Source organism: Ruegeria lacuscaerulensis (genome assembly GCF_013031245.1).
GTDB classification, from domain to species: Bacteria; Pseudomonadota; Alphaproteobacteria; order Rhodobacterales; family Rhodobacteraceae; genus Ruegeria; species Ruegeria lacuscaerulensis_C.
Map to the genome: position 1 here is coordinate 54,313 of NZ_WPZL01000006.1, position 20,065 is coordinate 74,377.

At 60.0% G+C, this 20,065-nt stretch carries 22 protein-coding genes; 10 read left to right on the forward strand and 12 right to left on the reverse strand.

The window, feature by feature from the left end:
* Positions 1-189 precede the first annotated feature (189 nt).
* Together GOX66_RS09915 and rpsU are read right to left on the reverse strand one after the other, a co-directional pair.
* Positions 190-1,449 (reverse strand): CAP domain-containing protein, encoded by a 1,260-nt coding sequence (locus GOX66_RS09915; protein ID WP_170762127.1) that lies wholly within the window; start codon positions 1,447-1,449, stop codon positions 190-192.
* 293 nt (positions 1,450-1,742) lie between these two features.
* A complete protein-coding gene (rpsU, locus tag GOX66_RS09920) occupies positions 1,743-1,949 on the reverse strand; it encodes a 30S ribosomal protein S21 (RefSeq protein WP_005614280.1) in 207 nt (68 codons plus the stop codon).
* A gap of 111 nt (positions 1,950-2,060) precedes the next feature.
* Between rpsU and GOX66_RS09925 the strand changes: the two genes are divergently transcribed.
* Together GOX66_RS09925 and GOX66_RS09930 are read left to right on the forward strand one after the other, a co-directional pair.
* Positions 2,061-2,753 (forward strand): COQ9 family protein, encoded by a 693-nt coding sequence (locus tag GOX66_RS09925; RefSeq protein WP_170762129.1) that lies wholly within the window; start codon positions 2,061-2,063, stop codon positions 2,751-2,753.
* A 62-nt stretch (positions 2,754-2,815) separates the two neighbouring features.
* On the forward strand, positions 2,816-3,802 hold the full coding sequence (locus GOX66_RS09930) for an NAD(P)H-quinone oxidoreductase (RefSeq protein WP_170762131.1): 987 nt from the start codon (positions 2,816-2,818) through the stop codon (positions 3,800-3,802).
* Between the two features lie 37 nt (positions 3,803-3,839).
* On the opposite strand, the gene GOX66_RS09935 is transcribed toward GOX66_RS09930, so the two are convergent.
* Positions 3,840-4,697 carry a DUF2189 domain-containing protein gene (locus GOX66_RS09935; protein WP_170762133.1) on the reverse strand — a complete coding sequence of 286 codons (858 nt, stop codon included), beginning with the start codon at positions 4,695-4,697 and terminating at the stop codon, positions 3,840-3,842.
* A 192-nt stretch (positions 4,698-4,889) separates the two neighbouring features.
* On the opposite strand from GOX66_RS09935, the gene GOX66_RS09940 reads away from it, so the two are divergent.
* Positions 4,890-5,873 carry a quinone oxidoreductase family protein gene (locus GOX66_RS09940; RefSeq protein WP_170762135.1) on the forward strand — a complete coding sequence of 328 codons (984 nt, stop codon included), beginning with the start codon at positions 4,890-4,892 and terminating at the stop codon, positions 5,871-5,873.
* A 56-nt stretch (positions 5,874-5,929) separates the two neighbouring features.
* Here the strand turns inward: GOX66_RS09940 and GOX66_RS09945 are convergent, their stop codons facing one another.
* Together GOX66_RS09945 and GOX66_RS09950 are read right to left on the reverse strand one after the other, a co-directional pair.
* Positions 5,930-6,463: an outer membrane protein gene (locus GOX66_RS09945; protein ID WP_170762137.1), complete on the reverse strand. Its 534-nt coding sequence runs from the start codon at positions 6,461-6,463 to the stop codon at positions 5,930-5,932.
* A 269-nt stretch (positions 6,464-6,732) separates the two neighbouring features.
* Entirely contained in the window at positions 6,733-7,206 is a 474-nt protein-coding gene (locus GOX66_RS09950) for a YHS domain-containing (seleno)protein (RefSeq protein ID WP_170762139.1), read from the reverse strand.
* Between the two features lie 149 nt (positions 7,207-7,355).
* On the opposite strand from GOX66_RS09950, the gene GOX66_RS26145 reads away from it, so the two are divergent.
* The gene (locus GOX66_RS26145; protein WP_170762141.1) at positions 7,356-7,619 is read left to right on the forward strand and encodes a hypothetical protein; all 264 of its coding nucleotides are present in this window, start codon (positions 7,356-7,358) and stop codon (positions 7,617-7,619) included.
* A gap of 47 nt (positions 7,620-7,666) precedes the next feature.
* Here the strand turns inward: GOX66_RS26145 and plsY are convergent, their stop codons facing one another.
* The 6 genes from plsY to GOX66_RS09985 are packed head-to-tail and all read right to left on the reverse strand — an operon-like array spanning position 7,667 to position 12,068.
* Positions 7,667-8,272 carry a glycerol-3-phosphate 1-O-acyltransferase PlsY gene (gene plsY, locus GOX66_RS09960; protein ID WP_170762143.1) on the reverse strand — a complete coding sequence of 202 codons (606 nt, stop codon included), beginning with the start codon at positions 8,270-8,272 and terminating at the stop codon, positions 7,667-7,669.
* Positions 8,272-9,552: a dihydroorotase gene (pyrC, locus tag GOX66_RS09965; RefSeq protein ID WP_170762145.1), complete on the reverse strand. Its 1,281-nt coding sequence runs from the start codon at positions 9,550-9,552 to the stop codon at positions 8,272-8,274. The genes plsY and pyrC overlap by 1 nt, the downstream gene beginning before the upstream one ends.
* Positions 9,549-9,935, reverse strand: coding sequence for a hypothetical protein (locus GOX66_RS09970; protein WP_336509465.1), 387 nt, complete (start codon positions 9,933-9,935; stop codon positions 9,549-9,551). The genes pyrC and GOX66_RS09970 overlap by 4 nt, the downstream gene beginning before the upstream one ends.
* Positions 9,920-10,438 (reverse strand): hypothetical protein, encoded by a 519-nt coding sequence (locus tag GOX66_RS09975; RefSeq protein WP_170762147.1) that lies wholly within the window; start codon positions 10,436-10,438, stop codon positions 9,920-9,922. The genes GOX66_RS09970 and GOX66_RS09975 overlap by 16 nt, the downstream gene beginning before the upstream one ends.
* A complete protein-coding gene (locus GOX66_RS09980; protein WP_170762149.1) occupies positions 10,435-11,370 on the reverse strand; it encodes an aspartate carbamoyltransferase catalytic subunit in 936 nt (311 codons plus the stop codon). Before GOX66_RS09980 ends, GOX66_RS09975 begins: the two co-directional genes overlap by 4 nt.
* Positions 11,371-11,429: 59 nt before the next feature.
* Entirely contained in the window at positions 11,430-12,068 is a 639-nt protein-coding gene (locus GOX66_RS09985) for a scavenger receptor class F, member 2 (RefSeq protein ID WP_170762151.1), read from the reverse strand.
* Positions 12,069-12,153: 85 nt separating this feature from the next.
* Between GOX66_RS09985 and GOX66_RS09990 the strand changes: the two genes are divergently transcribed.
* From GOX66_RS09990 to GOX66_RS10015, 6 genes are all read left to right on the forward strand, one after another.
* A complete protein-coding gene (locus GOX66_RS09990) occupies positions 12,154-12,921 on the forward strand; it encodes a uracil-DNA glycosylase (RefSeq protein ID WP_170762549.1) in 768 nt (255 codons plus the stop codon).
* Complete coding sequence (locus tag GOX66_RS09995) at positions 12,918-13,517, forward strand: metallophosphoesterase family protein (RefSeq protein WP_170762152.1); 600 nt, start codon at positions 12,918-12,920, stop codon at positions 13,515-13,517. The genes GOX66_RS09990 and GOX66_RS09995 overlap by 4 nt, the downstream gene beginning before the upstream one ends.
* Entirely contained in the window at positions 13,514-14,134 is a 621-nt protein-coding gene (locus tag GOX66_RS10000) for a LysE family translocator (RefSeq protein WP_170762153.1), read from the forward strand. The genes GOX66_RS09995 and GOX66_RS10000 overlap by 4 nt, the downstream gene beginning before the upstream one ends.
* A 6-nt stretch (positions 14,135-14,140) precedes the next feature.
* Positions 14,141-14,683 (forward strand): molybdenum cofactor biosynthesis protein B, encoded by a 543-nt coding sequence (gene moaB, locus GOX66_RS10005; protein ID WP_170762154.1) that lies wholly within the window; start codon positions 14,141-14,143, stop codon positions 14,681-14,683.
* Between the two features lie 105 nt (positions 14,684-14,788).
* Positions 14,789-16,243 carry an efflux RND transporter periplasmic adaptor subunit gene (locus GOX66_RS10010; protein ID WP_170762155.1) on the forward strand — a complete coding sequence of 485 codons (1,455 nt, stop codon included), beginning with the start codon at positions 14,789-14,791 and terminating at the stop codon, positions 16,241-16,243.
* 5 nt (positions 16,244-16,248) lie between these two features.
* Positions 16,249-19,647, forward strand: a complete 3,399-nt coding sequence (locus tag GOX66_RS10015; protein WP_170762156.1) for an efflux RND transporter permease subunit — start codon at positions 16,249-16,251, stop codon at positions 19,645-19,647.
* On the opposite strand, the gene GOX66_RS10020 is transcribed toward GOX66_RS10015, so the two are convergent.
* Complete coding sequence (locus GOX66_RS10020; RefSeq protein ID WP_170762157.1) at positions 19,644-20,063, reverse strand: NUDIX hydrolase; 420 nt, start codon at positions 20,061-20,063, stop codon at positions 19,644-19,646. The genes GOX66_RS10015 and GOX66_RS10020 overlap by 4 nt on opposite strands.
* Positions 20,064-20,065: the final 2 nt, after the last annotated feature.

The following is a 20,065-nucleotide window of genomic DNA, read 5'->3' on the forward strand; positions in this document are numbered from 1 at the left end:
TGAATGCGTTATTTTGAGGTGACATTAATGGCGAGAGTTTGGCGGGTTATAGTCGCAATCTGGACTTCCCGGCCGGTTAGGCGAATTGTCACCACCGGATTCACCTGATTTGTGCGAAAAACTGCGCAAGGCTGCTCAGAAGGACTGTTGTGGGGCACCTGAACGGTGCCCCACCTGCCGCATATGAGCTTAAACAAAGTCCATCATGCATCCGCCATCGACGGGTATCAGGCTGAAGTCGGTTTCGAGCGGGTCAAGGCCCGTGTCCAAAGCCGCTTCGTCTGAGACCGGGGTGTCGTCACAAACGTCACCGGTCAGCATGAAATCATCTTCAACCGGTTCATTTCCTGTCTCTGCAGTGTCGTTCAGCTTGAAATCGTCGGCAAGGAGCCGAAGATCATTCACGAACTCTTCAATCGCCGCAAGGAACGCGGCAACGTCGAAACAGTCGCCGGTATTTGCGTCCGCATCAGCGGTACCGGTTTCCGGCGTTTCTGTTTCGTCAGTCTCCGTCACCTCAGTTTCGGGCGTCTCTGTGTCATCGGTTTCGGTGACATCTGTTTCAGGTGTTTCCGCACCCGGCTCTTCAGTTTCGGTGACATCTGTTTCAGGTGTTTCCGCACCCGGCTCTTCAGTTTCGGTGACATCTGTTTCAGGCGCATCCGTACCCGGCTCATCGGTTTCGGTGACATCTGTTTCAGGCGTATCCGTACCCGGCTCATCGGTTTCGGTGACATCTGTTTCAGGCGTATCCGTACCCGGCTCGTCGGTTTCGGTGACGTCTGTTTCAGGCGTTTCCGCACCCGGCTCTTCGGTTTCGGTGACGTCTGTTTCAGGCGTTTCCGTACCTGGATCTTCGGTCTCGGTGACGTCTGTTACGGGTGTCTCCGCGTCAATGACCGGCGCCCCCGGCACATCCGTGTCCGGGGCTTCGGCCACAGGCATTTCGGGTTCTGTCACCACTACCGTGGGCGGCGTCGGTACATTGCCATTGTCCAATACAACCGCTGCATCCGTTGAGGCAAAGTTCTGAGTGACCATCACAGCGTCCCAGCCATTGTAATCCCCTTCTTCAATCCCGATCCCGATATATTCGTAATCCGGGTTCAGAATGTTCGCGCGGTGGCCGGGGCTGTTCATCAGGCTCTGATGCAATTGTGCGACGTCATCGCTGATGCCATCCGCGCCGCGTTCAGACTGCCAGGCGATGTTCTCGCCGGATCGCCAGTTGCCGGAGAAATCGAAGCCGGCACCTTCCATCCGCTGTGTCGCACTGGATCCGCCAGACCCGGTGTGGCTGAACGTATCCGTGTTCAGCATCCATGTGCTGTGATCTTCGGACGAGTCGTTCAGGCGGGTTTCAAGTTGCAGCGGGTTCAGCCCCCGGGATGTGCGCTCTGCATTGATAAGCGCCAGCATTTCTTGCTCGAATGTACTTGCAGTGGACATAATGCCTCCGTTTGGTTGGTCGTCTGAGTAGACGAGGCCAGTTACAGGGGGCGTTGATCCGGTTGATAGGTGCGTCTGAACTTCAGGCGAATTCTGGCAGTGCCGCGCTACCAGTGCGAGATTCGCTGCGCTGCAAAATGCCGGGCAAAATGTTGCTAAGACGGAAATGGCGGCTTGCCGCGCAGTGGCGCCTGCATGTCGGCGGAATGCGACCGGTCCTTAAAACGACAAACCCCCGGGCGTGGCCTCGGGGGTCGTCAAATAGTGTCATCCAAAGCTGGACGAGTAAGGTCTTAGAGCAAACCTTCGCGCTGTGCTTTCTTACGTGCCAGTTTACGGGCACGGCGGATCGCTTCAGCTTTCTCGCGCGCTTTTTTCTCGGACGGTTTCTCGAAATGTTGCTTCAGCTTCATTTCACGGAACACGCCTTCGCGCTGCAGCTTTTTCTTCAGGGCACGAAGCGCCTGATCGACGTTATTGTCGCGAACACTAACCTGCATGTGGTTGTCACCACCTTTCTAGATAGAGTTGCAAGGAAATTGCAGGAGTTGGCCGTATAGCAAAGCCGTAATATCTTGTCTAGTACTGGTCCCGAAAACCGGAGAACCGCCATGACGACCACCTACGAAGACGCCAAACAGCAGCTTTTGGATGCGATGCTGACCCACGTGCCCTTTGACGGCTGGTCGGAAACCAGTTTTCGCATGGCCATCACGGATTGCGATATGGACGACGCTTTGGCGCGCGCGATTTGTCCGCGCGGTGCCGTCGATCTGGCATTGGCGTTTCATGCGCGTGGGGATGCGGCCATGGTGGAGCGCCTGAAATCCATGGACCTGAGAGAGTTGAGATTTCGCGACCGCATTGCAACAGCTGTGCGGTTTCGGCTTGAGGCGGTGCCGGACAAGGAACTGGTGCGCCGCGGCATGACACTGTTTTCCCTGCCCATCCATGCGGCCGACGGCGCCAAAGCCCTGTGGCAGACCTGCGATCTGATCTGGGATACGCTGGGCGATACCTCGGACGATGCCAACTGGTACACCAAGCGGGCGACCTTGTCTGGGGTGTATTCCTCGACCTTGTTGTTCTGGCTGGGCGATGATTCGCCCGACCATCAGAAGACATGGGAGTTTCTGGATCGCCGCATCGATAACGTCATGCAGTTCGAAAAGCTCAAGGCGCAGGTTAACGAGAACCCGTTGTTGAAGCCGTTTCTGGCGGTTCCGAACTGGCTGGCCGGTCAGGTGAAACCGCCTGTGAAAATGCGGGACGATTTGCCGGGAATGCTGAACCCGCGCAAGTAACCGTCTTGTCGCTGGGCCTTTGGGATTTTGCCTGCTAGGCATTGGGCAAAGGAGATTTGCCCATGACCCAGATGATGCGCGCCGTTGAAATTACCGAACCCGGCGGCCCGGATGTCCTGCAACTGACCGAACGCCCTGTTCCCCAACCGCAGGCCGGTCAGGTGATCCTCAAAGTCGCTTATGCGGGTGTGAACCGTCCCGATGCGTTGCAACGCGCGGGGGCCTATGATCCGCCTCCGGGCGCCAGTGACCTGCCGGGGCTGGAAGCTTCGGGTGAAGTTGTGGCTGTGGGCGCAGGTGTTGAAGGCCTGTCAGTGGGTGATCGTGTTTGCGCTCTATTGCCGGGCGGCGGATATGCCGAGTATGTGGCCACCCCTGCCGCACATTGTCTGCCGGTCCCGGCTGGAATGGGGATGAAAGAGGCTGCGTGCCTGCCCGAAACCTTCTTTACCGTCTGGTCCAACGTTTTCATGCGCGGCGGTCTGAAGGCGGGTGAGCGGTTTCTGGTCCATGGTGGCTCCAGTGGCATCGGCACCACGGCGATCCAACTGGCCAACGCGTTCGGCGCGCGCGTCTTTGCGACCGCAGGGTCCGCAGAAAAGTGCGAGGCCTGCGTCGAGCTGGGGGCCGAGAATGCGATCAATTACCGGGATGAAGACTTTGTGGCGGTCATGCGCGCCGAAGGCGGGGCCAACCTGATCCTCGATATGGTTGGCGGAGATTATATCCCGCGCAACGTCAAGACGCTGGCTGAGGATGGGCGTCTGGTTCAGATTGCGTTCCTGCAGGGTCCGAAGGTCGAGCTGAACTTTGCGCTGATGATGGTCAAGCGTCTGACCCTGACCGGCAGCGCTCTGCGTCCGCAAAGCGATCTGGCCAAAGCGAAAATTGCGCAGGATCTGCGTGAGGCGGTCTGGCCGTTGCTGGAGGCCGGGAAGGTTGCCCCTGTCATGGACAGTGAGTTCGATCTGGAAGATGCGTCAGCGGCGCATGCGCGGATGGAAAGCTCGGGCCATATTGGCAAGATCGTCCTGAAGGTCTCAGGTTAGAACGGTTGCGCGGGCCAGCCCCGCGCGCGTCTTTCGATCAGGCCACTGCGCGGCGATACAGGTGCCACGTCGCGTGGCCAAGAACAGGCATCACAACGATCAGCCCCAGCAACATCGGGATCGCCCCGATGACCAACAGCGCTGCCACGATGAAACCCCAGGCCAGAATAACGCCGGGATTGTGCCGCAGCACCCGGACCGACGTGACGACGGCCACTGGCAGACCGACTTTACGGTCCAGCAACAGGGGAAAGCTGACGACGCTGATCGCCAGCGCGACCAGGGCAAACAGGAACCCTACCGCATTGCCGAAAAGGATCATGGTCCAGCCTGCGCCCGTGGTGAAGACCTCGGTCACAAACGCACCCAACGACGTGGGCAGGTCGGGGCCAAGCGTGTGCACATAGATGCTCTGCGCGACCATCAGCCAGATCAGCAGCAGCATGACCAGATAGAAGCCCAAGGCCAGAATGGCGCCGAATGAGGGTGATCGGAATACACCGAGCGCGTCCAGCCAGTGGACCTCACCGTCCTGTTCGCGCTTGCGGCTGATTTCATACAATCCCACCGCCGCGACTGGTCCAATCAGGGCAAATCCCATGACCAGGGGCGCCAGCAAGGGCACCATGTTCCTGTTTAGCCCAAACCCGAACATCAGCAGTCCGGCAATGGGATAGATCAGAATCACGAATATTGCGTCTGCCCGCGTTTCCAGAAAGTCCTGATACCCGGCCTTCAAACAGGCGCGCAGGTCGCTCATCGTCAGTGTCTGCACCATTGGCAGGTGCTGGGTATCCGCGCTGCCAATGCGGTTCACGCTTTCAGCTATGTGATCGCTGGTCGCGCCGATATTCCGGGCGGTCCAACTGATCGGATTTCCAATAGTCTTGGCCATCATCATCCCCTCCCTTTGCGAGTCAGCGCAGCAGAGTGAATCCGGCATCGGTTGCCCTTGGCCGGACTAGCCGGCAACGCCACGCCCGACTATAACACACTTTTTCGCGTTTTGGTTGCGTCGTGTTGAATCGTGCCGATTGCCCTTATTTTCAGGCATGTTAGCTTGGTATCAGGCAACAGGGAGGTCAGCATGCATCAAACGGCACGAACCGTCGTCATTCACGAACACGGCGGCCCCGAAGTTCTGAGGGTCGAAGACCGGCCATTGGGTGATCCCGGGCCCGGAGAAGTCCGCATTCGCCATCACGCCTGCGGGCTGAATTTCATAGATGTCTACCAGCGCACCGGTCTTTATCCGATGGAACTGCCGCATGCATTGGGTATGGAGGCCGCAGGTTTAATCGAGGCCGTCGGCGAAGGCGTAACCCATCTGGAACCCGGTCAGCGTGCTGCCTATGCCGCGGCCCCTTCTGGTGCTTATTCCGAAGCCCGGGTTATGCCTGCGGCGCAGGTTTGCCCTCTGCCCGACGGGATTTCCTTTGATGCGGCGGCGGCGATGATGCTCAAGGGGATGACGGTCGAGTATCTGTTTCACCGCACCACGCCCCTGAAACGAGGTGACACAGTGTTGTTCCACGCCGCTGCCGGGGGCGTCGGCCTGATCGCGTGCCAGTGGGCTAAATCCGAAGGGATCAAACTGATCGGCACTGCGGGGACGGATGAGAAATGCAGTCTGGCGCATTTCAATGGTGCTGCGCACTGCATCAATTACAAGACCGAAAACTTTGCCGAACGCGTGGCCGAGATCACCAAAGGTGAGGGCGTGGACGCGGTGATGGATTCCGTCGGCGCCGATACGTTCGAAGGCTCGCTGGATTGTCTGAAGCCGTTGGGGATGATGATTTCCTTCGGCAATGCTTCGGGGCCTGTGCCGCTGATAGATATCGGGATTCTGGCCAAGAAAGGTTCGCTCAAGATCACCCGGCCGACCCTGTTTACACATATTGCGGATCATGTGGTCTGTCAGGCGATGGCGCGGCGTCTATTCGGGAAGGTCGAAGGCGGTGAGGTGAAAATCCACATCGATCAGCGCTTTCCGTTGGAACAGGTGGCCGAAGCCCATCGTGTTCTCGAAGCGCGCCAGACGACGGGCAGCACCGTTCTGGAGTTGTAAAAGCGTCCGGACCCGGCGCGAATGGGCCGGGTCCGTTCGATTGCATCAGAACCTGATCAGAAGCGATAGGTCGCGCGCACCTGAACCGTGGTCGCGTCGACGTCGATGCCGGTGGAATCGAAGTTGTTGAACTCGTGATACAGGATTTCACCGCCGACGCTGACATTGGGCACTACGATCTGTTCATAACCTGCCCCAATGAACCAGCCATCGTCGCTGCCCAGGTTATCGGTTCCCGCCTTGGCGTAACCGCCGACACCGTAGAGCAGCCCTTGTGGCGATACTTTGTAACCGGCACGGCCCTTGATGCGCCAGACATCCTCGACCTCGACACCGGGGGTAAGCTCGATTCCGGTCCAGTCATAATCAAAGCCGCCGCCAACGACCCAGTCTCCCAGGTCATAGTCATATCCAAGGACGAGACCGCCAATGGCGCCATCGCCGTCTACGCCCGATATGTTGGTGTCAATATCGGCGTAGCCGAACTGCGCACCGCCATAAAACCCGGTCCAGTTGCCCGATGATTGCGCCATCGCCGCGCCTGCGGCAAAGGTTGCGATTGCAGAGGCCAGAACAATTTTGCCTGTCATGTCATTTCCTTCCATTCGAAATAGGCTGTAAAAGAGCTGTGCTGCCCGTTTTCTGTACTGATCACTACGGCCCGGCCTCACGACCGGATCACAGTTGGTTTACCTTTTCCGACCCGCATAGAAGTGCCGCTGCGTGTAACCTGGCGGCACTGGTCCGTGAAAATCCGGACGGTTTGTTTGGAAGATACCTAGGATGGCGAAATGGGTGTTTCAAACGGCAATCGGCGACGGTGTGAACCGCCGCCGATTTGGGAGTTTTTGTCAGCGAATTATTGCTGCAGTTCTGCCGGATCCTTGTCGGCAATGGTTTCCCAATTCGTGCTGGCTTGTTCGATGAAGCCCGGAATATCGCCTTCCCAACGCTTCTGAATGCCTTCGGAAAGGTTCAGGTACAGCTTGTTGTCAACGATCTTCCAATAGGTCGGATCGCCGTCAAACTTGAAGCCCATCGCGGCGCCAAACGCGCAGTAGCCGCCATATGCAGGCAGGTAAGCTTCCGGGTTTTCTTCAAAAGCGGCTTTGTTTTCCTCATTGGCAAAACGGTACATGGCGTCGTTGTGGATCGAGGTGATCTGCCAGTCGCCTTTGGTCGGCGCACCTTCGGTAAAGTAGGCAACCGGGTCATAACCCTGCAGCGCCAGACCAGTGGTCGTGGTATTCAGCTCAACGCCCGCAGCCAGAGCCGAGCTTGCGATTGCAACGGACAGCGCGACGCCGCCAATGATGGATTTGAACTTGTTCATTGTTTTCACCTTTCGTGAAAGGGGTCACCAAACGACGCCGTAATTTCGCCCAGCCGACCCATGTGATTTTTGTCCGTACGACCGGTAATTGGCCGTCACGCAACCGAAGTGGGCAACCCGCCATTCACGTTCAAAACAATCAATTGTGAATGTGCGACGGTGAAGAGGTGCTGTTCGGAAATGCAGAGCTACAGCTTTGGAACGGGCCGGAATCCAAGCACGAATTCGGTCACTTTTCGCGCTGGCATTTCACAGGGTCGCAACAAGGCCCCGCTATTTTTTGTCAGGTAAAGGTTCAGGCTGATGTAATCGCCACCGCCCAGTTCATGGGCGACAAGTTTATGGGATTTACCCCCGGCCAGCTCCGAGCGGCTGACGACATACCGCCTGCCGTTGCTTTGCCCGGTCGATGAACCGAGGGGGATGGCGAAGAACGCGGACAGAAAAGGGGTTGATACGGTCAAGACTGTCCGATTTTGGGCTCGGTTCCGGCGCGGATGCGGGCGACATTCGCGCTGTGCCGCCAGTAGACCATCAGGGTCAGAATGATACCCAGAATAAAGCTTGACCCGTTGGTCAGCACCATGACCCAGATGGTCGACAGCGCCGCCGCCACCAAAGCGCCAAGGGATGAGATCCGCCAGATCGCCGCCGCCACCAGCCAAGTCAGGCAGCAGGCAACGCCAACGCGCCAGTCCAGCGCCAGCCACAAACCCAGGAACGTGGCAACACCCTTGCCGCCCTTGAACCCCAACCAAATAGGGAAGCAATGGCCCAGAAAGGCCGCCAGCGCGGCGATCTGTGCCGCGTCCTCTCCGGCCAGAGCACGTGCCAGAAGAACGGCGACTGCCCCCTTGGCCGCGTCGAAGAGCAGGGTCAGCGCGGCGGCTGCTTTGCTACCAGTTCGCAGCACATTGGTCGCACCGATATTGCCCGACCCGATATTGCGCAGATTGCCCAGCCCCATGACCTTGGCGACGATCATGCCAAAGGGGATCGAGCCCATCAGATACCCTAGCGCGGCCCAGAGGATCAGCTGGGTCGTCGTACTGTCAAATGGGGGCATCAGGGTCTCCGGTAAACTTCTTGTCCAGCCACATAGGTTGCGGTGACCTTACCCTGCATCCGCTGGCCGTCAAACGGTGTGTTCTGCGACTTCGATCTTAATGAGAACCGGTCCAGCAGAAAAGGCACATCCGGGTCGAATAACACCAGATCTGCCGGTGCACCCTCGGACAGGCGGCCGCTATCCAGCCCCAGCCGCTTGGCCGGGTTCAGTGCCATGGCCCGGAACAGGGTCGGCAGGTCCAACTGGCCCGAATGGTACAGGCGCAGGGCGGCAGGCAGCAGTGTTTCCAGCGCCACCGCGCCTGAGGCAGCCTCTTCAAACGGCAGGCGCTTGCTTTCCTCGTCCTGCGGGGTGTGCATGGAACTGATCGTGTCGATCAGACCGGTCCGAACCGCTTCGATCACCGCCTGCCGATCGTCCTCGGACCGCAGCGGCGGCTTGACCTTGAAGAAGGTGCGATAGTCGGCCACGTCCAGCTCGTTCAGCGTCAGATGATGGATTGAGGTGCCCGCGGTGATATCCAGCCCGTTCCGCTTTGCCCGTTCCAGCGCGGGCAGGGCGCGGGCGGTGGTGATCTGGTCGGCGTGGTACTGGGCGCCGGTCATTTCCAGCAGCGCGATGTCTCGGTCCAGCCCCATACGCTCAGCCATGGGAGACACGGCAGGCAGGCCGCGCAGGGCGGCGAATTTGCCGCTGGTCGCAGCTGCGCCGTTGCTGAGGCCCGGTTCCTGCGGATGTGCGATAACCAAAGCATTGCAGGACCGCGCATAGGTCAGGGCACGGGAAAACACCTTGGTGTTGGCAACGACATGATCGCAATCGGTGAAAGCAACGGCACCGGCGTCCTGCAGGAACCCGATCTCGGTCATCTCGCGCCCTTCACGCCCCTTGGTCAGCGCGGCCATCGGCAGAACGTTGACCGGCGCATCGGCCTGTGCTCGGCGGGTGACAAACTCCAGACTTTCGGGTGTGTCGATGGCCGGGCTGGTATCGGGACGGGTGATGATGGTGGTCACACCACCTGCCGCAGCCGCCAGGCCTGCGGATTTGTAGCTTTCCTTATGCCGCTCACCCGGCTCGCAGACCTTAACACCGATATCGACGATTCCAGGGGCGAGGCAGTGGCCGCCGCAGTCAATGACCTGCGCGCCTGTGTCCGGAGCCTCACTTTCACCCCGCGCAGCGATCCGGTCCTCGGTCACATGCAACCAGCCGGTGCTGTCCGTGCCGGTTTCCGGGTCGATCAGGCGCGCGTTGGTGAAGATCAGGTTGCTCATGCCATGGCCCTTTCGATTGCAGCTTTGGTGGCGGCCGGGTCCGCCTGGTATTTGATCAGGTGTTTATCGCCACCCTTGGTGACGATCTGGACAAAACTGCCCATCGTTTTGACCGCCTCAATCTGATTCAGCGGCACACTGCGTGTGCCGGGGCCGGTGAGAGTGGTATTGGTCATCTGCCACGTCGCGACCAGTTCTTCCGAAGCCAGATACCAGGCGCGAATGACGATGGCGGCCAGCCCAGCGGGCGCGCCGGTCCAGACATAGGGATTGCCGATCAGCCACAGCACGATCATGGCGCCCGCCATCGCCACGGCAGCCAGCCAGGCGTTGGTTCGGATATAGGCACCTTTGTCCGGGGTGAAGATCACAGGATCAGCCACAGGACACCTCCGATGACCAACAGGATTGCCAGCGCCAGAATGGCCGATCCGATGCGGCGTGGGCTTTCCTCATCGGGCATCGTTTGAGGCGCTGAAAACGGCTTGGCGCTTTCGGTATCGATGGCACCGCCGGCCCAGTTGGTTGCCTCTTCGGTAAAAAGATCGATCAGCCGCACCCTGGGGTCGGGTTTCAGTGTGACAGCGCGCCCTTCAAAGGCAGCGCTGCGCACAGACATGACCCAGCCTTCTATGGCGTCCAGCGCGTCTCGGTCCAGTTGATCCCGGGACACGCCGCAGCCTTCGTTGAGATACCCGTAGAGTCCAAGATCCTCGAGGTCTGAGACCGGGAAGATGTCGACCTGTTCGGAATCCAGCCTTTCAACCCCCAGCGCCTGAGCGGCCGCGCCGGGTTCGCGCAGGAATTTCGCCTCTTCCGGGCGCATGTCCAGCGCGAACAAGCGGATCACGCCGCGTTCGTGGGGGGCGACGGTCAGATCGCTCATGCGGCGTCTCGCTGATTGCGGGCCAACAGCTCCATCGCGGCCATGCGGACGGCGACGCCCATTTCCACCTGCTCTTGAATCACCGAGCGGTTGATGTCGTCGGCCAGGGTTCCGTCGATCTCGACCCCGCGGTTCATCGGGCCGGGATGCATGACGATGGCGTCAGGCTTGGCCTGTGCCAGCTTGGCGGCGTCCAGACCGTAACGGTGGTAGTATTCGCGCTCTGAGGGGATAAAGCCGCCATCCATCCGCTCTTTCTGAAGGCGCAGCATCATGACGACGTCGACGTCCTTGAGACCCTCGTTCATGTCATCGTAAATCTCGGCACCGAAGTCGGCAAACTGGCCGGGCACAAGCGTCGGCGGTCCGATCAGACGGATGCGGTTTTCCATCTTGCCCAGCAGGATCAGGTTGGACCGGGCCACCCGGGAATGCGCGACGTCGCCGCAGATTGCGATGTTCAAGCGGTGCAGACGCCCCTTGGCCCGGCGGATGGTCAGCGCGTCCAGCAGCGCCTGTGTCGGGTGCTCGTGTCGCCCGTCGCCCGCGTTCAGTACGGCGCAGTTCACCTTTTGCGCCAGCAGATCAACGGCTCCGGAATGTGGGTGGCGGACCACCAACAAATCGGGGTGCATCGCGTTCAGTGTCATCGCGGTATCGATCAGTGTCTCGCCCTTTTTGATCGAGCTCGCCTGCATTGCCATATTCATCACGTCCGCGCCCAGCCGCTTGCCTGCCAGCTCGAAACTGGCCTGTGTGCGGGTCGAGTTCTCGAAGAACATGTTGATCTGGGTCAGCCCAGACAGCACGTCCGAGTGTTTTGCGGCCTGACGGTTCAGATCGACATATTTTTCGGCCAGATCCAGAATGGCGGTGATATCGGATTGCGACAGATGCTCGATGCCAAGAAGGTGACGATGGGCGAAACGCATGGGCGGGCTCCTGTCCGACAATCGGGCTGCTTATAGAAAGCCACGCGGCCCGAAGCAACCTAAGGATCAGTTCCTTCGGGCAGTTTCTCGCATCCGCCTTCGGGCAGGCATTGCTCGCCGGGCTTGCACCATTTGCCGTAACCGCAGTCGATGGCCTTGATGGGCACACAGCCCTGATGTTCCGAGCACTTGAAACCGGGGCGGCATTGTGAGTCCGTCTCTTCGCACAAAAACCAGCCAGGGCGAGAGCAACCGCCGCCCGGCAGGCACGAGGTTCCTGATGCGCAGGTGCGGCCATCCTCGCACAGTTTGGGCAGACCCTGGACAGCCGAGTCAGGATCAAAATCGGGCGTGGTTCGTTCGCATTCGCCCCGTGCGTTGCAGAAGCTGCCACCGGGGCAATCGAGCCGTGATGTGCATTTGTTTGTGCCCTTGGGTGCGCAGCGGGTGCCACCGGCAACGCAGCGCTCGAACGGGCCGCAGGATCTGCCGCCGCCGCAATAGGTGCCGCCGGCGCGGATGCAGTGACCGTCAAAGCTGCATCTCTGACCGGCTGAACAGCACCGGCCGCCGCACTGGAACTGCCCCCCGCGACATTGGCTGTTCCTGCTGTCCCGGTCGTGAAAATGCGCAAAAGCCGGGCCGCAGACCACAGTCAGCAACAAACCAATCAGAAGGAATCGCAGTATTACCAGCATGAATACCGCAATGGTCGGTGCGACTGACCGCCCAATCAAGGCCTATTCGCTTTCCCTCGATCAAAAGCTGGTTAGATTGAGGGGTATGGAATCGGCATTGGACTATCATACTGCGCAGGCGCTGCTGGAATGGCAGATCGAACTGGGCGCAACTGACGCGATAGGTGATGCGCCAGTGGACCGCTATGCGTTGCCGGACACTGCGCCCAAAGCCAAAAAGCCCGCCGCGGCGCAAACAACGCCCGCTAAACCCAGGCGGGTGGACCCGGTTGCGGCGGCCGGATCGGCGGCGCAAAGTGCGGGATCACTGGATCAGCTTCGGGCAGCGATGGACGCGTTCGACCTGTGCGAGTTGAAACGCGGCGCGCGACAACTGGTCTTTGCAGACGGCACGCCGGGCGCGCGAGTGATGATCATCGGTGAAGCTCCGGGCCGCGAGGAAGACCGCGCGGGCAAGCCCTTTGTCGGACGGGCCGGACAACTGCTGGATCGGATGCTGGCCGCGATTGATCTGAACCGGGCCGAAAACGTCTATATCACCAACGTGCTGCCCTGGAGACCGCCGCAGAACCGCGATCCCAAGCCCGAAGAAATCGGGATGATGAAGCCTTTTCTTGAACGGCACGTGGCGCTGGCCAAGCCCGAGGTGCTGGTGGTGATGGGCAATATCAGCTGTCAGGCCGTGTTAGGTAAACGTGGTATTACGCGGCTGCGGGGGCAGTGGGATCAGGCCCTGGATTTGCCGGTGATCCCGATGTTCCACCCCGCGTATCTGCTGCGACAACCGCAGATGAAACGGCAGGCCTGGGCGGATCTGCTGGAGCTGAAAGCGCGACTGGAGGGCAAGGCATGAAAATTCTGGCGTTCTCTGATCTGCATATGGCGCGCAACCGCGCAGCCGAACTGGTCGCAGCCAGCGGCGGGGCCGATCTGGTGATTGGCGCCGGTGACTACTGCAACATGCGGCAAGGGCTGGAAGAGGCGATGGAGATGCTGTCCGGCATCGCCGCGCCCCTTGTGCTGATCCCCGGCAATGCCGAGAGCGCCGGGGAACTGGTCGATGCAGCACCCGAAGGCGTTCACGTCCTGCACGGAAGCGGCATGACGCTTGATGGATTGCGTCTGTTTGGTCTGGGATATGGCGTGCCAGTCACGCCCTTTGGCGACTGGTCCTGCGACCTGACAGATTCCGAGGCCACCGAATTGCTGGATCGCTGTGATGCTGCGGACATCCTGATTGTGCATTCACCTCCCAAGGGCCACGGGGATACAACGTCGCAAGGTATGTCTGTAGGATCGGTTGCCGTGCGCGACGCTGTGGAGCGTATCCAGCCGCAATTCGTGTTCTGCGGCCATATCCACGACAGCTGGGGCTATCGCGGCACCATTGGCCGCACGCAGATTGCCAATCTGGGGCCCAGGGCTAGCTGGTTCGAGGTGGCCATATGATAGACGCGGTTACGCTGCTGGCCTTTATCCCGGCGGCGCTGGTCCTGAATTTCACGCCCGGGGCGGATATGATGTTCTGTTTCGGTCAGGGTCTGCGCTCGGGCGCGAGGCCTGCAATCGCCGCCAGCGCGGGAATTTCGGTCGGGTCGATGGTTCATGTATTATTGGCCGGTCTTGGGCTGGGCGCCGCTGTGGCGACGATGCCGTGGCTGTTCGATGTCATTCGCTGGATGGGCGTGGCCTATCTGCTGTATCTCGCCTGGGGTGCATTCCGGAGCGGAGCGGTATCCGCTGACGCGCCGTCCAAACCCACCCGTTTTGCGTTTCGGGACGGGCTGGTGGTGAATCTGACGAACCCCAAGGTTATCCTGTTCGTGCTGGCCTTCATCCCGCAATTCGTGAACCCCGCCACGGGCTCGATCCTGCTGCAATTCCTGGTTTTCGGTGTGATCATCTCATTAGGCGGGTTCGTGGTGAACGGGTTGGTGGGCATTTTTGCCGGTGGCGCAGGGAAGGTTCTGATCTCGAATCCGCGCGCCTCACGTATCCTGGGTTGGGTGACAGGTGGGATTTTCTCTGCCCTCGCCATCCGCCTCGCCATCATGGAAAGGGCCTGACGCCACATGTCGCGCATTGACGAAACACTGGAATTCATTCCCGTCCGGATCGCTGTTCTGACCGTATCCGACACAAGGACAACCGAAGACGACCGCTCGGGCCAAACCCTGGTCGACCGGATCGAACGTGCGGGTCATTCCGTAGCCGACCGCAAGATCGTCCGGGATGAACGCTCCCAGATCGCCGCTCAACTCCGGCTATGGGTCGGGGATCCAGAAATTGATGTGGTCATTTCGACCGGCGGCACCGGCCTGACGGGCCGCGACGTGACGGTCGAAGCCCATCGCGACGTTTACGAAAAGGAAATCGAAGCTTTCGGGACGGTCTTTGCCATCCTGTCGATGGAAAAAATTGGTACCTCTGCCGTGCAATCCCGCGCGACCGGCGGCGTGGCGGGTGGTACATATCTGTTTGCTCTGCCCGGCAGTCCTGGTGCCTGCAAGGACGCCTGGGACGGCATACTTGAGAAACAGTTCGATTACCGCCACCGCCCCTGCAATTTTGTGGAAATTATGCCCAGATTGGACGAACATCTGCGACGGAAGTAGACTGTTCATACGTTCAACAGTTCATAACCGCTTTGTGGCTTGGCATATTTTTCCGTCCGGCTACATTTTTACATGGCAGCCTGACGCAACCGGGGTGAGTTCTAAATGCGATTTCTGCGGCAAAGCCTTGTCGGTGTTTTTCTGGCGTCCCTGACGCTGGCTTTGCTGTTTGTCGCGTTCCAACTTATTACAGGTGCAGTGCAGGACGTACTGAACCGGGATTCGGAACCGCCTGAGTCGCGCGAGCGCGTCTTCGCCGTCAGCGTTCGACCGGCGGAGCTGGAAACTGTCACACCTTATCTTGAAGCATTTGGTGAGGTGCAGAGCCGCCGCAGGCTGGAGTTGCGTGCGGCGCTGGGTGGGCGTGTGATCGCGCTGGCCGAGGATTTCGAAGATGGCGGCACGGTCACGGCGGGCGAGGTGCTGGTAGAGCTGGATCCGGCAGACGCCCAGTCCGCGCTGGATCGTGCCAAATCGGACCTTCTGGATGCGCAATTCGAAGAACGGGATGCCGAACGGTCGCTGCTGCTGGCGCAGGACGAATTGAACTCGGCCGAGGCGCAGGCTGAATTGCGCGGGCGCGCGTTACAGCGCCAGCAGGACCTGCAAAGCCGAGGGGTCGGCACACCTGCGGCCGTGGAAGATGCGGAACTGACCAAGGCCGCTGCCCAGCAAGCGGTTCTGGCCCGCAGGATCGCGCTGGCGCAGGCTGAGTCCCGTGTCGATCAGGCGACGACCTTGCTGTCCCGCGCCCGCATCGCGCTGGAAGCCGCCGAACGGGATCTGGACGACATGACCATCCGGGCGCGCTTTGGCGGCACGCTGACGGATGTGACACTGGTCGAAGGGCGTCTGGTTTCGGCCAATGAAAAACTGGCAGAACTGGTTGATCCAAATGCGCTGGAAGTTGCGTTTCGGGTTTCCACTGCACAATATGTGCGCCTGCTGGATGCCGAAGGCGACCTGATCAACGCTCCGGTGACGGTGTCGCTTGAGGTGACAGGCACAGATCTGGTTGCCGAAGGGCGCATCAGCCGCGACAGCGGATCGGCGGGCGAAGGGCAAACCGGGCGCCTGATCTATGCCCGGCTGGATGATGCACCGGGTTTCAAGCCTGGCGATTTCGTCACGGTTTCCGTGCAGGAGCAGCCGCTGGACAATGTGGTGCGCTTGCCGTCCTCGGTGCTGGACGCAGTCGGCACGGTGCTGGTGTTGGGGGTAGATGACCGTCTTGAGGCACTGCCCGTGCAACTCATCCGCCGGCAGGGAGATGAGGTTCTGCTGCGAGGAGAGGGGCTGGTTGGACGCGAGGTCGTGATTAGCCGTACGCCTCTGTTGGGATCAGGTGTGCGTGTACGGCCGCTGCGGGTTGAGGCCAATGCCGGGGCCGAGCCGGGCATGGTTGAACTCTCGGACGAACAACGCGCGCAGCTTGTGGCACAGGTTGAGGCCAGCGATCGCATGCCACAGGATGTCAAAGCCCGTGTTCTGGGGCAGCTGAGCGAGGCTAAAGTCCCCGCCTCTCTGGTGCGGAGCATTGAGAGCCGGGCAGGGGGGTAGGCGCCATGATGCGCGACATCCCCAGCGCCGCGGGCGGTATCCTCAGCTATTTCACCCGACACAGGACGGTGGCCAACCTGCTGCTGCTGATTATGCTTGTGCTGGGTGCGGCGGCCATTCCGAACATGCGGGCGCAGTTCTTTCCGGATGTGGTGCTGGAACGTGTGAACGTCACTGTCGAATGGGAAGGCGCGGGTCCCGAGGATGTGGATAACGGCATCGTTCAGGTGCTGGAACCCGCCTTGCTGGCGGTTGAAGGTGTGGCCAGAACCGAGACGACCTCGCGCGAGGGGACGGCCAGGATTCGGCTGGAATTTGAACCCAACTGGGATATGTCCCGCGCGGTCGAAGAGGTCAGGACGGCCGTCGATGGTGTCACCAACCTGCCTGAGGACTCTGAAGTACCTTCGATTCGGCGCGGGGCATGGCGGGATCGGGTCACGGATGTGGTTGTCACGGGCCCCGTCGACCCAGATCAACTGGCCAAATTCACGGACGAACTGATCAACCGCCTGTTCACCGTAGGGGTCACGCGCACAACGATCCGGGGCCTTGCTGCGCCCCGCGTGGTGGTTGAGGTGCCAACTGCGCAACTGATCGCAAATGACATTACAATGTCCGAAATCGCCCAGGCGGTCGCCGCCGAAGTGACGGCGAACCCGGCTGGCGACGTGTCCGGCGCCAATGCGCGCATTCGCACCGGTACGGAAAAGCGCACGCCCAAAGAGATCGAAGGCATCGCACTGCGCAATTATGCGGATGGGTCCAAGCTTTATGTAGGCGATGTGGCACAGATCCGTGTTGAAGGGGTGAACCGCAATCGAAGTTACTTTGTCGATGAAAACCCGGCCATGTCGATCCGGGTCGACCGCTCAAATCTTGGGGACGCCATCGAAATTCAGCGCACTGTCGAAGACGTTGTCCGCAATATGCAGGCCAGCCTGCCCGAAGGTGTAACGGTCGAGCTTATCAGGACCCGCGCCCAGGCGATCACCGACCGTCTGGATATTCTGGTCGACAATGGTCTCGTAGGTCTGGGCCTAGTGGTGTGTTTGCTGTTTCTGTTCCTGAATGCGCGCATCGCCTTCTGGGTTGCGGCAGGTATTCCGGTGGCCATGTCCGCAGCGATTGCCCTCATGTATATCGGTGGACTGTCGATCAACATGGTGTCGTTGTTCGGCCTGATCATCACGCTGGGCATTGTGGTGGACGACGCCATTGTCGTCGGCGAACATGCCGATTTCCGCGCGCGGCGGCTGGGCGAGGCGCCGGTCGTGGCCGCCGAACGGGCCGCGCGGCGCATGGCGATGCCGGTCTTTGCGGCCACGCTGACAACCGTAATTGCCTTCTTCGGCCTGACTGCTATCGGCGGCCGGTTTGGAGAATTAATCCGCGACATCCCATTTACCGTGATCGCCGTGCTGATCGCCTCGTTAATCGAGTGCTTCCTGATCCTGCCCAACCACATGGCCCACGCTATCGCGCATTCGGCCAAGGAGCATTGGTACGATCTGCCTAATCGGGTCGTGAACCGCGGGTTCCGCTGGCTACGGGATCACCTTTTCCGGCCGTTGATCGCCTGGGCTATCTGGGCGCGGTACGTGGTTGTGGCGGTGATGGTGGTGATCCTCGCCAGCCAGATCGCGTTATTTATCAGAGGAGACGTGAACTGGCGGTTCTTCAATGCGCCCGAGCGCGGATCGGTCACCGGTAATTTTATCATGGTCGAAGGGGCCAGCCGCGCCGATACGCTGGCCATGATGCGTGAATTGCAGCGCGCAACAGAAGAGCTGGGTCAGATTTATGAAGATCGCCATGGACGTAACCCCATTGATTATGTTCTGGCAGAGGTTGGTGGCTCGGCAGGGTTCGGTCTGTCCGCCGCTGACGGTAAGGACGCAGATCTGCTGGGTGGGATTTCGATCGAACTGATTGATGCTGACTTGCGCCCTTATTCCAGCTTTGAATTCGTTGGCGAATTGCAGGATTTCGTACCACGCCATCCGAAGGTCGAGTTGCTGAGCTTCCGCGGCTGGCGCTCCGGTCCCGGCGGCGATGCGATTGACGTCCAGTTTTATGGCGCAGACGTGAATACCCTCAAGGCCGCGTCCGAGGACTTGCAGACTGAACTGTCAAAATACCCCGAGGTCTCGGCGCTTGAAGATAACCTGGCCTATGACAAGGAAGAGTACATTCTGGACCTGACCGCGCAGGGTCAGGCGCTGGGCTTCAGGATCGAAACATTGGGCCGCGTGTTGCGCGACAGGCTTAATGGGATTGAGGCCGCGACCTTCCCTGATGGTCCGCGTAGCGCCGAAATACGTGTGGAACTGCCCGAAGGTGAACTGACCGCAGATTTTCTGGAACGAACCCTGATGCGCACTCCGGAAGGTGTATATGTACCACTGGCCGACATTGTCTCGGTCGAGCGCAAGTCGGGCTTCTCGGCGGTTCGACGCGAAAACGGTCTTCGGGTGATTTCGGTGAACGGTGATATTTCCGAAGATGATCCAACCCGTGCGGCGGAAATCACCCGTGCGTTGAGCGAGGAGATCTTGCCCAACATCGCCAGCGAACGGCAGGTCGAATGGCAGATGGCCGGCTTGAGCGAGCAGGAAGATGAGTTCCTCTCCGAGGCACGCACCGGCCTGATCCTGTGCCTGACCGGCATCTACCTGGTTCTGGCCTGGGTCTTCGCCAGTTGGACACGGCCACTGGTCGTTATGGCGATCATTCCTTTTGGATTGGTCGGCGCGATCTGGGGACATTACCTCTGGGAGGTGCCGCTCAGCATGTTCACTGTGGTTGGTCTTCTGGGGATGACCGGGATCATTATAAACGACTCGATTGTGTTGGTGACGACCATCGACGGATATCATCAGGAGCGAGGTCTTGTCCCCTCGATAGTCGAGGGAACGGCAGATCGGTTGCGCCCGGTGATGCTGACGACGCTGACAACGGTTTTGGGGCTGACCCCGTTGCTCTATGAAGGGTCGCAACAGGCGCAGTTCCTCAAGCCCACGGTGATCACGCTGGTCTATGGGCTTGGGTTCGGCATGTTGTTGGTTCTGCTGCTGGTGCCCGCCTTGCTGGCCATCCTGAACGACCTGTCGCGCCCAATGACCGCAATGCGCCGGGCAACGCGGGCGCCGGATCGTGTTGTGCAGGCCGCGCTCGCCTTTACGGGGCTGACGCTTTTGCTTTGGTTCGGCCTGACAATGGTGTGGCCTGCGATCTTCGGTTCACCGATTGATGGACTGTCGGGCCTATATCCCGGAGAGGACGGGATAGCAGCCCTTCAGATGGGTCTGGGGGTTTTTGCCTCCGGTGCGGTCCTTATTCTGGTTCTCAGTATTGTGCTGTCGGGCCTGCTTTACATCAGGCTCAGGGGGCGGGCGGCTTAGGCCTGCCGTAACGCGGTGTTCAGCAGGTCTATGACACGTTCGCTCATGGGTAGTTTATCCTGACGTATCTGATCGACGGGAAACCAGCGCGCGTCCCGTGCATCATCGCCCGCCACCGGTTCTCCGGAAAGATACGCACAGGACACGCCCACAAGCAGGTAATGCGATAGCACGGTGCCTTGCGCGTCGCGCCGCAACAGTTCCAGGTTGTCGAGAAAATGCCGTGGCTCGGCAATGATCGACGTTTCCTCGCGCAGTTCCCTCTGGGCTGCGTGCAGAACAGTTTCGCCCCATTCCACATGGCCGCCGGGAAAGCCCCACAAACCGGCATCGGGCTGTTTGCTGCGTTGCACCAGTAGGACATTGCCCTGGTGCACAACAACTGCCAGTGCTCCGATCTTTGGGCGCTGTGTCATCG